11 protein-coding genes are annotated in these 12,307 nt (G+C 52.9%); all 11 read right to left on the reverse strand.

Annotation, left to right across the window (positions count from 1 at the left end):
• A partial coding sequence (locus tag QEP11_RS07035) for a retention module-containing protein (RefSeq protein WP_284335941.1) occupies positions 1 to 935 on the reverse strand: 935 nt, incomplete at its 3' end.
• Positions 936 to 1,175: 240 nt separating this feature from the next.
• The gene (locus QEP11_RS07040) at positions 1,176 to 1,811 is read right to left on the reverse strand and encodes a response regulator transcription factor (RefSeq protein WP_284335942.1); all 636 of its coding nucleotides are present in this window, start codon (positions 1,809 to 1,811) and stop codon (positions 1,176 to 1,178) included.
• 17 nt (positions 1,812 to 1,828) lie between these two features.
• Entirely contained in the window at positions 1,829 to 3,217 is a 1,389-nt protein-coding gene (locus QEP11_RS07045; protein ID WP_284335943.1) for an HlyD family type I secretion periplasmic adaptor subunit, read from the reverse strand.
• Complete coding sequence (locus QEP11_RS07050) at positions 3,214 to 5,445, reverse strand: type I secretion system permease/ATPase (protein WP_413788690.1); 2,232 nt, start codon at positions 5,443 to 5,445, stop codon at positions 3,214 to 3,216. The genes QEP11_RS07045 and QEP11_RS07050 overlap by 4 nt, the downstream gene beginning before the upstream one ends.
• Positions 5,446 to 5,460: 15 nt before the next feature.
• Positions 5,461 to 5,697 (reverse strand): hypothetical protein, encoded by a 237-nt coding sequence (locus QEP11_RS07055; protein WP_284335944.1) that lies wholly within the window; start codon positions 5,695 to 5,697, stop codon positions 5,461 to 5,463.
• A gap of 44 nt (positions 5,698 to 5,741) precedes the next feature.
• The gene (locus tag QEP11_RS07060) at positions 5,742 to 7,244 is read right to left on the reverse strand and encodes a TolC family outer membrane protein (protein WP_284335945.1); all 1,503 of its coding nucleotides are present in this window, start codon (positions 7,242 to 7,244) and stop codon (positions 5,742 to 5,744) included.
• 349 nt (positions 7,245 to 7,593) lie between these two features.
• Entirely contained in the window at positions 7,594 to 8,493 is a 900-nt protein-coding gene (locus tag QEP11_RS07065; RefSeq protein ID WP_284335946.1) for a class I SAM-dependent methyltransferase, read from the reverse strand.
• On the reverse strand, positions 8,493 to 9,107 hold the full coding sequence (locus QEP11_RS07070; RefSeq protein WP_284335947.1) for a DUF1415 domain-containing protein: 615 nt from the start codon (positions 9,105 to 9,107) through the stop codon (positions 8,493 to 8,495). Before QEP11_RS07070 ends, QEP11_RS07065 begins: the two co-directional genes overlap by 1 nt.
• A gap of 132 nt (positions 9,108 to 9,239) precedes the next feature.
• A complete protein-coding gene (locus tag QEP11_RS07075) occupies positions 9,240 to 10,439 on the reverse strand; it encodes a deoxyguanosinetriphosphate triphosphohydrolase (protein ID WP_413788691.1) in 1,200 nt (399 codons plus the stop codon).
• Between the two features lie 41 nt (positions 10,440 to 10,480).
• Entirely contained in the window at positions 10,481 to 11,608 is a 1,128-nt protein-coding gene (gene aroB / locus QEP11_RS07080) for a 3-dehydroquinate synthase (protein WP_284335949.1), read from the reverse strand.
• 88 nt (positions 11,609 to 11,696) lie between these two features.
• Positions 11,697 to 12,248, reverse strand: a complete 552-nt coding sequence (locus QEP11_RS07085; protein ID WP_284335950.1) for a shikimate kinase — start codon at positions 12,246 to 12,248, stop codon at positions 11,697 to 11,699.
• Positions 12,249 to 12,307: the final 59 nt, after the last annotated feature.

Raw genomic sequence — 12,307 nt, forward strand, 5'->3', positions numbered from 1 at the left:
TCCACCACACCGGCATCGGCCACCGTCAGCACCGGCACGTCGGCGCCTGGGCCGGTTTGGTCGATGATGACACCTGTACCCGTATCTGTAATGCCAGAAGGCAAAGCTTCCCCAGTCAAGGTTGCCGTTAGAACAATGCTTTCTTCGCCCTCAAAAACATTGTCATCCGCAGTTACAACCCGCACTTCAATACCGCTGCTTATTCCTGGTGGCAATTGGAAGGAATAACTTCCATCAGGATTACGTACTACTGCAACAGTATTGCCCTGAACAAGGACAACGGGAATCCCTTGAAGATCATCGGCTTCAATATCGCCACCCAGCGTAAAAGTCACCGTGCTGGCAAAAGGAACAGGATTGGTGAGTTTGATCTCAAATACCGCACTTTGACCTTCTTCAATTCGTCCGGCATCGGAAACAGACAGGTTGGGTACCAGCAGCGATGGCTCTTCTTCTGTGACGATCGCCCCGCCCAAACGCGTATTGTCAGCCACCCCAGGCAAAGAGCGCGAATAGGCCATGCTCAGCGGTGAGGTCGTCTCGATCACATTGGCCAGACGCACATAGGTACTGCCAGCCCCCTCTCCACCAGAAAGAGTGGCCTCAGTAGGATCGAGCTCTTCCAATGGATCCTGACCTGCATTGAGTGCCGTGATCAAGGCATTGACATCTGCCACTGCAGGTTGGGCAATTGCAGCTTCACTGGGATCGGCTACTTGGAACAATTCTCCCGTGATGGTCGCATTCTGATTTTCAGCAACTTGCAACACACCTTCTTCATTCCCCTGCAGCGACAGCTTCGCACCAGCTGCAGTGACAATCTCCGCATCCAAAGGAACTCTCATCCCCACACGGAGCACTTGCAAATTCCCATCCTTGCCACGTATCCACGCCTGACCTTCCAACTGGGTCACGACTGCATAAGTATTTGCCATAGCGATCTCTCCGGTGAGCAATGGTTCGGCAATACGCCAACCTTGAAGAAGATATTAAAAAAATATCTCTTGTGTATCTATTGGCTACGCCGCCAATATGACTGAGGCTGATCACAGCCACCACCGCCAAGTCACGAATCAGCTACAACGAAAAGCAAACCTAAGAAAGCAAAGACGCCCCTTAAAAAGGGGCGTCTTCCTACATCAGCACATCAACCTCAGCGCAACTGAACCCTTCGCCTAAGCACCACGAATCCCATGCACTTTCAAAGCCAGCTGCAAACGGTCCTGCACCCCTAGTTTTTCGAATACTGCAGACAAATGCGCACGCACGGTGCGCTCAGTAATCGACAAAGCATCTGCAATATTCGGGTTGCTTTTTCCGATAGCCGCCAACTGGGCGACTTCAGCTTCTCTTGGCGAAAGCGTACGCCTCCACTCTTGAACAGATTCGGACACGGGCAACCGCTCATCAATGTCTTGCAAAAGTTTTTGCAGCAAACTGCGCCCCATCCAGATAGAGCCGTCTTGAATACTGCGAAGAATTCTGGACAACGCATCAACAGGCAAGTGCGTGTGCGCATAGCCACTCGCTCCTTGCGCCAAAACCTTCTGCCCCTCTGCATCGCTGGGATTGGCACTGAGCACCAGTACGCGCAAAGGGCCAAAATGGGAAGCCCAGTCGGCATCGCTCCACGATGAAGCGCTCTTCACGGCATTGTCGAGCACCACCAACTGACGATTCGAATAATGCCATTTTTTAATATCGTCGCCTCCCAACCCTCGCAATGGCATCCAGCCATCTTCCGAAAGCTTTTGCCAGGATTGCCATAGCACTGGGTCTTGCGTCACGATCAATACAGGGGTTCCTTGCATACGTGCCTCCCTAACTCCTAGCGCTCAGTGAAAGCATTCGATTTCGCTCGCAAAATCGGCTTCAACAAGTACTGCATTACCGTACGGCGCCCGGTCAAAATATGCACCTCTGCTTGCATACCTGGAATGATCGGACGTGAGTCATCTCCCACATGCACACGATCAGTACGCACTTTGACAACGTAAAAAGAATTCCCTCTCTCATCGGTGATCGTGTTTGCACCGATCTGCTCAACCTTGCCAGAGAGTCCGCCATAGATCGCGAAGTCGTACGCTGTGAACTTGACCTCAGCCTTCTGGTCAAAGTGCAAAAAACCAATGTCTTTGGGATTGATCTGCACTTCAAGCAACAAGGTATCGTCCATCGGAACAATGTCCAGAATGTCTTTGCCTGGTTGCACCACCCCACCTACCGTGTGTGCCATCAATGTGTTGACCGTGCCGCGCACGGGTGATCGCACTTCGGCCAGCTTGACGCGGTCTGCCAGCGCCAGCTGACTTTGCTCCAGCGTGGATAGTTTGGCCCTGACTTCTGAAAGCTCGACCCGCGCCAGATTGCGAGCATTCAATTCCGACTCCTGCACCTTGCGCTGTGCCTCTTGAATCGCAGCCTGGATACGACCAATTTGCGCCCCTGCAGCCTTGGCTTCGCCACAGAACCGGGCCACATCTCTTTGCAACCTCAAGAGATCCACTTCCGACACTGCTCCACTTTTGAGCAATGGTCGTGTAACCGACAGTTCCTCGGACGTCAGACTGCAACTGGATGCAGCCTGGTCGCGATTCGCAGTGGTCTCTCTTAACTCCTGCTGACGTTGGCTCAGTTGGTCTCTTGCAATGCTGAGGGTCGTGTTGAGTTCCTGCGTTTTGGTCTCCCAAAAGCGTCGCTCCATCTCCACGAGCTGAGGCGCATCTTTCGTCACGTCGGCAGGTGCATTGAACACATCACCCGTTGCCAGTGCTTCCAGACGTGCCGCTTTGGCTTTGAGCGCCAAAACCTCCGCTTTGCTCTCCCCCAAAGATGCCGTGAACCGGGTGGGATCAATGCGCAACAGCACTTGCCCCACCTCTACACGCTCACCAGGGCGCACCAATATTTCCTCGACGATGCCCCCATCAAGGCTCTGCACAACTTGCACTTGTCGAGAAGGAACCACCTTGCCCTGGCCTCGTACGACTTCGTCGATATGTCCCAGGCAAGCCCACACGAGCAGCACCAGCACCGTCGCCAGAGAAGCCCAGAGTAAAAGGCGCGATCCTTTAGCATCTTGCTGTCCGGCGGCCCATTGGGCATCTGCAATCAAGTCCTCATCGCGCACACCTGTGGACTCGCTGTGCCCTTGCAGCAACCAGTTTTTCCAGCGTTGGCTCAAAGTCTTTTTAGAAGCAGGGGAGATTGGCATCATGTTCGCCCTCCCGCACGCGCAATACGCCCCGTCTTCAGCGCCTCTATCACTTGCTCCTTGGCGCCATCAGCAACGATCTTGCCCGCATCAATCACAATCAAACGATCAACCAGTTCCAGCAAGGCTGTACGGTGGGTGACCAGCACCATCGTTTTGTCAGCCGTGCTCTCCTTGAGCCTCGACTTGAGCTGCGCTTCGCTTTGGTTGTCCAAATTGCTGCTAGGCTCATCCAGCAACAATATGGGAGGGTCCTGAATCAACGCACGTGCTACAGCAATGGATTGACGCTGTCCTCCAGACAAGGACTCACCACGCTCACCAATCGGCATCTCATAGCCTTTTGGGTGCAGGGCCGCGAATTCATCCACACCCGCCACACGTGCAACATGCAGCATGTCCGCCTCTGTGGCATAGGGCGCCCCGACCAGAAGGTTGTGCTTCAAGCTGCCGTAGAACAACATCGGGTCTTGCGGTACATGCCCAATAGAGCGTCGCAGATCTATCGGATCGATCTGCCGAGCATCCACACCATCAATCAAGATCGCACCCTGGGTTGGCTGATACAAACCGAGGATGAGCTTTTCAAGGGTCGTCTTTCCGGAGCCTATCCGCCCGATGATGCCGACTTTTTCTCCAGGCTTGATCACCAAACTGACGTCACTGAGCGAGAGCTGATCAGAGCCGGGGTAATGAAAACTGACATTGCGAAACTCGATGCCGCCTTGCACGATGGGTCGAGACACAAAGTCCCGGTCTGACGCATGCTCAACAGGCATCTTCATGTAGCTGTCTATGGATGCCAAAGACGTTTTTGCATTGTGATACTGCATCATGAGGCCGGCTACCTGCCCCAATGGGGCAATACAACGTCCCGCAATCATGGATGCGGCAATGATGCCCCCCATGGACAGCTCCGCTGCCTGCACCAAATACACACCAATAATGACCACGGCCACGGTCACCAATTGCTGCATGGTCTGCACAAAATTCACGCTGGCAGCAGAAATGAGTTTGATCTTTCCACCGACAAAGGCTATGTACTGATTAGCGCTTTCCCACAAGCGCTGCACACCGCCTTGGGCATTCAGGGTCTTGACGGCATCCAAATTGGTCAACGCTTCCACTAGCAAGGCATTGCGCTGCGAAGATGCTTGAAAGGTTTTGATCGTCAGGGTCTCCAGCCCGGCTTGTGCATAAAAGGAAACCAAGAGGACCAGCAAAATTGCGACAACAGGTGGAATCAGCATCCACGGCGAAATCCATGCCAACACCAGCAAAAACAGCAGTACAAAAGGCAAATCTACCAATGTCGTCAAACTGGCCGAGGCAATAAAGTCGCGCACCGACTCAAACGAACGCAAATTCGCAGAGAATGATCCCACCGATGCTGGCCTGCTCTCCATACGCAAATCCAGCACCTGCTGCAGAATGCGCGCGGACAGGCTCACATCAATGCGCTTGCTGGCGGTATCCACCACATAAGCACGCGCAGTGGTCAGCACAAAATTGAAGATCAGTATCAGACTCACCCCAATGGCAAGCACCCACAGTGTCTCAACGGCGTTGTTAGGCACCACTCTGTCGTAGACATTCATGCTGAACAGAGGTATGGCAAGCGCAAAGAGGTTGATCAGTACTGCTGCCAAAATGGCATCACGGTACAGCCGTTTGTTTCCTAATATCGCAGACCAAAACCAGTGCTCCGAACTGGTTTTAAGCCCCTGGTCGGCACGTGCCTCAAATCTGAATTGAGGACGCACAAAACACAGAAAGCCGGAGTACATATCCTGCAAATCTGTGGCGTCCAGCTCAATCGGGCTGGCCGACTCCGGAAATTGCAGTACAAAACGCTCTCCCTCCAACTGCTGCAACAGCAGAGCTGCACGCCCGTCGTTCAGCAAAACAATGGCTGGTAAAAGTCCTGGAGGGATACCATGCAATTCACGCCGGACAATGCGCGTCGTGAAATGCGCGCGCGCAGCAGCACGCTCGAGCAACGAAGGTGTAAGCCGGTTGTTGACCAGCGGTAAGCCGGTACTCAATGCCTGCGCACTGTAGGGCGTGCCATGGACACGGGAAATTTCCACCAAGCACATCAACAATGGGTCGTCGAGTGTGCTGTGTGAGGGAGAACGAAAGCCATGTTGCTGTGGTTCAGCTGACTGGCTTGCTTCATGCACTTTTTCCGCTGCAACCTTGCCGGGCAACGCATCTTTTGGACTTTCCATAGATACCTCTGCCCATCAAATCAAGGCATCGTCGTCAGCGATCAAGTCCAGCGAGTTACGCAGCCGATCACGCTCTCTCTTGCGCTGATTGAGCTTATCGATCGCATGCGGTGGCAAATCTGTCAGCCGCAAAGCACCGTTGCTCAATAGCGCATCGATCAAATCCTCCAGTACCCGGATGAAATCCTCATCGAGGGCCGAGAAGTCTTTGCTGTTAGCGTCATCATTGTTTTTTGTATCTTTTGTAACCATGCCATCTCCCCCCCCCAAGGAATAAGCGAGTCCCTTGTCAGAGGTTAATTATTTGAACGCTGCGGATGTAGCGTACTAGGTGTAGCTGATTGCTTCAGAGCTACTGGCATCAAGTTACTTGTGTCAGGGAGTGTATCCATGCAAGCACGCAGCGGCTCATCAGGTAAGACCAGAGCTTGGTTTTCATCAGGCTGCGCATCACTGTGCGGTTGCGCCAAGCCCAAGTTGGGCAACACCTTATCGGAAAGGGACAACCAGTAGTACTCGGCTTTCTTCAAGTCGTAGTCAGCATTGATCATGGCTCGGCGAGCATCGAACAATTCGTTTTCTGTATCCAGCAAATCCAACAAAGAGCGCTGACCAATACGGAACTGCTGCAGATACGCTACCCGCACCTTGGAAGTGGAAAGCTCATGCTCTCTCAAGAATGGCAGTTGCTGACGCAGGCGAACGATATTGTTCCAAGCTACAGAAAGCTCTTGCTGCACATTTCGGCAGGTGTAGTCACGCACATCCTGTGCAGCGTATCCCTGAGCCGCAGTTTGACGAATGCGTGCGGAATCTGCTCCACCACGATAAAGCGGATACGTCAGCATCAGCTGAATACGGGAGCTTTGCACGTCTCGGTAATTAGCCCCTGGCTGCTCTCTATCCCGTCCAGTGGATGCACGCAGATCCAAAGTGGGAGCATGTGCCGCCTGGGCAGCTTTTTCGCCCGCCTGCGCGGCCTGAACCAACGCCTGCTTGGAGAGGATTGTCGGATTCACGCGCAGTGCATCCTCGAAATTTTTCGTTTCACCTATGACAGGAAGCTCTCCAACAACCTCTGGCACAGGAGGCATTTGTGCTGGCGGATATTCACCAACCACACGGCGAAAACGTTGTGTTACATCGTTGAGATTGTTACTCTCTGTCATCAAATTGGTTTGCGCCAAAGACAGACGCCCGCTGGCTTGCTCCATGTCAACACCCCGGCCTACACCAGACTCTTGGCGCTCTCGCAACTGTGAGAGTGTTGTTTCATGCATGGAAAAGTTTTCCTGCGCGAGGCTCTGCATGGCGCGGTATCGCTGCACATCCAGGTAAGCCGCCACCGCTTCGTTGGCCAAGCTATTGGTGGTGGAATGCAAGTCGTAGTATTTGGCGAGCTTCTCGAAACCGAACTGGCGAATACGATTGGACGTTGCTCCCCCATCAAAAATGAGCTGGCGCAGCTCTAGACTCCAACCTGGCCGGCTCCAGTCATAAGAAGATTGACGCTCTGGCAAATTTCCTCGCCACTCTTTGCCAACCCACCCTTGCGCCGTAACCTGAGGACGCCAGCCCGCACGAGCAATGTTTTGATCTTCAAGCGAAGAGACAAAATCATGATAGCGAGCATTGATTTCTGGGTGGGAAGTAATGGCGCGCTCCACTACTTGATTGAGCACTGAAGGCACAAACGGCTGAGCAGGAGCAGAAGGCTGGGCAGTCTGGGCCAACGCACTGAATGCCAAGGAGGTAAGACCCCACGAAGCCAGCACTTTGGAGAGGTATCGCATTTTCATAGTGCACCTGCACGAGATTTGCGCCACATATCGATTAATAAAATTAATCAATATTCAGCAAGGATTGATAATTACATGTGCACAAATCTTATTACAAAATTGACAGCTCGACATAGTCATCCTGCCGGTCGCGGATGGCGATTTTTTTACCCATACTTGTAGGACAAACTCTCAACATCCAGTCTGCACAAGCAGATTCAGCAACTTTTGTTCAAGCAAAATTTCAGCAAAATATTTCTTGCCTTTGCATAAAGGTAATTTCAGACGCAAAAAATCCTGCCGAAGAACGCCTTGCACAATCTGTGCAAGAGCGGCTCTTGGGCAGGCACTTGAATTGGGGAGTGAATCTTTAAGAAGCAGCCGCTAACTTAAAGCGTTGCTCGGCCAATGCGTCCAAGCCGAACTCCGACAGCAGCTGCTGCAATCGTTCTGCTGCGCTGCGTTTCTTATGGCCTGTGTATCGAGCCACGATGAGCTCATTTTTCATGCTGTGTTCCCAACCGACCAACTCGGTCACCGTGACTTGATAGCCGCTGGCTTCAAGGTAGAGACAGCGCAGAACATTGGTAATCTGACTGCCCATCTCTCGCGTGTGAATGGGATGACGCCACAGTTCGGCCAAGGGCGTGCGGGACAGACTCGCGGCCTTGTTTTGACGCAGGCAGGCCGCAACTTCCGCTTGGCAGCAAGGAACCAGAACCATGGCTTGTGCTTTTTTTTCCAGCCCAAAGGCAATGGCATCATCAGTTGCTGTATCACAAGCATGCAGCGCAGTGACGACATCGAAGCACTCTGGCATGAAGTCTGCACGCGTGGACTCGGCTACAGACATATTCAAAAAGTGCATGCGCTCAAAGCCCAGTTCAGTTGCCAGCTTTTGAGAAGCTTCCACCAAGGGTGCACGCGTTTCAATACCGTAAATACGACCTTGCCCTTGTGCCTTGAAATACAGGTCGTAGAGGATAAAACCCAGGTAAGACTTGCCTGCCCCATGGTCCGCCAAGGTAACAGGCTTACCTCCCTCTCCCAGCTCTTTGAGAATAGGCTCAATGAATTGGTAGAGGTGATAGACCTGTTTGAGCTTGCGGCGAGAGTCTTGGTTCAGCTTGCCATCGCGCGTAAGGATGTGCAGAGCCTTGAGCAAGTCAATGCTTTGCCCTGGCTTAAGCTCCAACTGAGCGGCAATATCTTGTGCTACTGGTCTGTTGTTAGGCTGTTGGCTCTGCGTAGCCTTGATTTTCTTACTCATCACTTCTTTTTTTCGCTGACCATATCTCTATCTGTTACGGGACAACGTGCAGCCACATCCAGATCCAGCCAGCCTTCAATGCCCATCTCTTCCAGCACTTGCATATTGCGTTCGTAAATCGTTTCAGCTTCCGGAAATGCCTCAACTGCTTTGTCAATACTGTCTTCACGCAGCAAATGCAGGATGGGATATGGAGCCCTGTTAGTGCAGTTGGTGACATCGTCCACGTCCGTGCCTTCAAATTGGAACAGAGGGTGAAACGAAGCTACCTGCAAAATTCCACCTAGCTCCAACTCTTCCACCAAGTCATCGGCCAGTTCGGTGAAGTCATTGAAATCCAGAAAATCTTGCAATGCTTGCGGCAAGATAAGCAGCGTGGTGTCGCGCTTTTCGGGTGAACTCTCAGCCAATGCTTCAAGTTCCCGATGCAAATCCATGACAACCCCCTCAACGTCTGTCGCTTGGCTGACCACATAGTGAATCTGGCCTTTGACGTGCACGCTTTTGGCGAAAGGGCAGAGGTTGAGGCCGATCACGGCCTTTTCCAGCCAGCGCACCGTATCTGCAATCACTATGTCTTCAGGAAAGGAGTGTTCTGTTGTGGTGTCGGTCATGTGTAGGCCTCAAAAACAAATGGGGGCACCATGCCCCCTTGTGTTATGGCGCAAATTCTAGCCATGCACCAGCTTTGTTGCAGACCGCATGGCGATTAGCTGTTGCCCAAACGCAATTTTTTGTATCGAGGCCTACACCAGCAGCTGCTGACCAGTGAGTCGTTCATGCTCTTTGGCAGCATAACGATCTGTCATCCCCGCAACAAAGTCAGCCACTGTTCTTGCCAAATCGGCAGCATTTTCAGCGCGCTGCGCACGCCAGGCAAAACGCGGCTTCATCATGGATGGCTGAACCATATAAGCAGCAAATAAATCTCGCACCACTTGCCGCGCAGCATCCATGGTTTGCATGACTTTTCCATGACGGTAAAGCTGATGAAACAAAAAATGCTTGAGTGCCTGGGACTGCTCATGCATGTCGTCACTAAAGCTGACCAAGCGCTGCCCACAGGCTCGAACTTCGTCCACATGTTGCACGCCCACTTTTTCTATGCGCTGGCGCGTAGTGTGGATCACGTCGTAGACCTGCTCCGTCAACATGCGCCGTATGGTCTCGTACAACAAGCGCCGCTGGGATTCAGGCCGCGCCAATTGTGGAAACTCCGCAAGTGCCTGTGCATAAAACTGCGCAAACAACGGCACGGACTGCAGTTGCTCTACCGTGATCAGCCCCGAGCGAACACCATCGTCAACATCATGAGCGTTGTAGGCAATAGCATCCGCCAAGTTCGCAAGCTGCCCTTCTAAAGAAGTTTGTTGCCCAGTCAAAAATCTGGCAGCGACCCCTCCTGGTTCTTGCGCTTCAAGCTTGAGCGCATTACTGCGTGAGCAATGCTTCAAAATACCTTCGCGGGTTTCGAAGGTGAGATTGATTCCGTCGTAATGGGGATAGCGCTCTTCCAGATAATCCACCACACGCAGACTTTGTAAGTTGTGCTCGAATCCACCGAAGTTCTGCATGCAAGCATTCAGCTCATCTTGGCCTGCATGTCCAAATGGCGTGTGTCCCAGATCGTGCGCCAGACAAATGGCTTCAACCAGATCCTCATTCAGCCCCAGAGGACGCGCCACCGAGCGCCCCAACTGCGCCACCTCCAAAGAATGGGTTAAACGGGTGCGAAACAAATCTCCCTCATGGTTCAAGAAAACCTGGGTTTTGTAGACCAATCGACGAAAGGCACTGGAATGCACGATGCGGTCTCTGTCCCTCTGGTGCTCTGAACGCGTTGGTGCAGGCGTTTCAGGGTGCAGGCGGCCACGCGTTGTCTCTGGATGGCAGGCCCATGGGGATAAAAACGCTTGCACCGATGCTCTCTCCTTTTCGACATCCATCTTACAGCTCACGCTTGCACTACCAGCGTGAGCCGCACAGACTACTGGCCTTGTACCCCAGCCCCCTGAGCACAGCAGGTATCGATCACCTCCCGAACCAGATCATCAGGAGCGGAGCGCATGATGGCCCGACCTGGGCCATCAATCAGAACAAACCGAATTTCGCCGGCTTCCGCCTTTTTGTCCACACGCATGTGATTCAAATAAGCGCCCGCGTTATCTTTGGCATCCAGCACAGCTGCGCGCGTGGGCAACCCGGCACGTTCAATCAAGCTGGTCAGGCGCGCGACGAAGGCCGCATCAACCAAGCCCAGTTTCTGCGACAAATGTGCCGCCATCACCATGCCTGCACCGACGCCCTCACCATGCAACCAGTTTCCGTAACCCATTCCTGCTTCGATTGCATGTCCAAAGGTATGACCAAAATTCAAAATAGCGCGCAAGCCCGCTTCTTTTTCGTCTTGTCCCACCACCCAGGCCTTGACTTCAACGCTGCGCTTGACTGCATGCACCAATGCCTCACGGTCAAGCTGACGCAGTGCATCAATATGAGACTCCAGCCAGTCGAAAAATTCCATATCCGCAATCGGCCCGTACTTGATGATTTCCGCCAAACCAGCAGATACTTCGCGCGCGGGCAAGGTGTTTAGCGTAGCGAGATCACACACCACCAACTGTGGCTGGTAGAACGCACCAATCATATTCTTGCCAAGTGGATGATTGATGGCCGTCTTCCCCCCGACGCTGGAATCCACCTGCGACAACAAAGTGGTAGGGACTTGAATAAAGGGCACACCACGCATGTAACTAGCGGCAGCAAACCCCGTCATATCGCCGACGACGCCACCGCCCAGGGCAAACAGCACAGTTTTTCGATCACAACCGTTTGCAAGCAAACCATCAAAAATCAAGTTCAGCGTCTGCCAGTCCTTGTAGGCTTCCCCATCAGGCAGTACTACCGAATGAACTTTCCGATACTTGCCTTGCAAAGCCGCTTTGAGTCGTGCTTCATACAAAGGCTGTACCGTGCTATTGCTCACAATCACTGCCTGCGCAGCACTTGGGCAGCCTTCAAACGTGGATGCCTGTCCCAATAAGTCGGCGGCAATGACGATGGGGTAGGAACGATCCCCCAAATCAATATGAACGGTCTGGCTCTGAGATTTCACAACAAACTTCTAGAAAAACAAGCTAGCCCACAAGGGTCTAGGCAGTCAGGTGGGCGCCGTACTTGGCAAGCAACTTGGGCGTGTATTCTCAATCCTGCATCTCATCGCAGCAAGCAGAACCCGCTATCAAACCCGCAAGTTCTGCCTGCATGCAGATTTTTCGACTCACTTGTGCCGCGTTCTGACGTGCTGCATCAATCACATAGTGGGCCGTCTGCAAATACAGCGGCCCTCGTACTCGCAGCAAGTCTCGCAGTCGCTTGAGCGCATCTTCGCCTTGCATCAGCGGACGTGTAGTGTCGTTACGCAGACGACGCGCAATATCCTCTGGTAACGACTGCAGATAAAACACCGTACTTTGCGCTTTCAATACTGCTCTATTCTCTTCCCTCAAAATGGCGCCTCCTCCAGTGGAAAGGACGCAAGGGTCACTATCACTGAGCAATTCGGCAAGAACCTGTGACTCCACATCTCTGAATGCAGCCTCTCCATGCGCCTCAAAGAACACCTTGATGCTGCAACCGATGCGCTGCTCGATGACCGCATCCGAGTCCACAAAACGCAGTTTCCACATACGCGCCAAACTGCGTCCAATGGTGGATTTGCCCGAACCGGGCAGGCCAATGAGTGAAAAATGCACAACAATTTCCCTGTTTACAGATGCACAAAGACCGCCCGAAGGCGGCCCTTGATTGTCAC

The sequence above is a fragment of the Comamonas halotolerans genome (genome assembly GCF_030162935.1).
GTDB classification, from domain to species: domain Bacteria; phylum Pseudomonadota; class Gammaproteobacteria; order Burkholderiales; family Burkholderiaceae_C; genus Comamonas; species Comamonas halotolerans.

Excerpts from the sequence above, each read along its gene's own strand:
- QEP11_RS07065 (WP_284335946.1), bottom strand. The coding sequence starts at position 8,493 with ATGAGTAAGAAAATCAAGGCTACGCAGAGCCAACAGCCTAACAACAGA.
- QEP11_RS07055 (WP_284335944.1), bottom strand. The coding sequence starts at position 5,697 with ATGGTTACAAAAGATACAAAAAACAATGATGACGCTAACAGCAAAGAC.
- QEP11_RS07040 (WP_284335942.1), bottom strand. The coding sequence starts at position 1,811 with ATGCAAGGAACCCCTGTATTGATCGTGACGCAAGACCCAGTGCTATGG.
- QEP11_RS07050 (WP_413788690.1), bottom strand. The coding sequence starts at position 5,445 with ATGGAAAGTCCAAAAGATGCGTTGCCCGGCAAGGTTGCAGCGGAAAAA.
- QEP11_RS07070 (WP_284335947.1), bottom strand. The coding sequence starts at position 9,107 with ATGACCGACACCACAACAGAACACTCCTTTCCTGAAGACATAGTGATT.
- QEP11_RS07060 (WP_284335945.1), bottom strand. The coding sequence starts at position 7,244 with ATGAAAATGCGATACCTCTCCAAAGTGCTGGCTTCGTGGGGTCTTACC.
- QEP11_RS07045 (WP_284335943.1), bottom strand. The coding sequence starts at position 3,217 with ATGATGCCAATCTCCCCTGCTTCTAAAAAGACTTTGAGCCAACGCTGG.
- QEP11_RS07075 (WP_413788691.1), bottom strand. The coding sequence starts at position 10,439 with ATGGATGTCGAAAAGGAGAGAGCATCGGTGCAAGCGTTTTTATCCCCA.